The 791-nt window shown below is 54.9% G+C and carries 1 protein-coding gene; it reads right to left on the bottom strand.

Annotated elements, in window-relative coordinates:
- Nucleotides 1-552 (bottom strand): DUF6708 domain-containing protein (locus tag DM374_RS33970; RefSeq protein ID WP_225422690.1); only part of this gene is annotated, 552 nt, incomplete at its 3' end.
- Nucleotides 553-791 lie beyond the last annotated feature (239 nt).

The following is a 791-nucleotide window of genomic DNA, read 5'->3' as shown; positions in this document are numbered from 1 at the left end:
TGGCTTGACGATTGAGAGCAGCACGCCGCCCTTGATGACGACCCCATGCGAAGTTGCACCACGCTTTAGCCAGCGCTCGGCGCGGACCTGTGACCAGTCGTAGGCGACCGGCTCAACCCGCCAGCGTTCGAAGGGGTTCCACCAGCGGTAGTTGAAGTTGTAGGCGTAGAGGCGTTGGCGGGCGCGGTTGAAGCGGAGGGGCTGATCCCTGGGTGGGGCCAATTCAAATTTCATACAGAACAGGAACGACCAAACCCCAACGAAACCACTAGAGAGGAACATGAACCACTCTTCAAATCTGAGCGTGCGATCAGTTGATAAAAGGCTCCAAAACGAATCTATCGTCAGAAAGCCTTGAGCCATTCCGAGCCAGATTAGCCATCCTCTTACTAACGCCGACGCACGCGGCAGCTCAAGAAAGACATCATCCCGATGGTTGGGTGTATCGAATCCAAGAGCCGGCATTACGATCGGCACTTCATCAGGATGAGGCAGATCTTCTTGCCACCCGGAGCAGGGAGGAACGAGTTGTGGTCTGTTTATACGACTCACCACTTCGGACCTCCAGAACTATCATCTTCCTTCAAAATTAGCCGGGCTGCGCCGGACTCATCGTGTCTGTCCGGCCAATAAGGCACTTCGAACTTGATAGTTTGAGTATCGAGAACCTCGAGTTCCATCGACCTATCGATCATGGCGCCGACCTCGATTCCCGGTCCATATCGGCGGGCCACTTGACCTTGGGTGCCAGCAGCAGCGCGATGTTGAAGCACACATCATTGTGGTCTTTT

Source organism: Pseudomonas huaxiensis, from assembly GCF_003231275.1.
Lineage (GTDB): Bacteria > Pseudomonadota > Gammaproteobacteria > Pseudomonadales > Pseudomonadaceae > Aquipseudomonas > Aquipseudomonas huaxiensis.
This window is presented reverse-complemented; position numbering and strand designations above follow the sequence as displayed.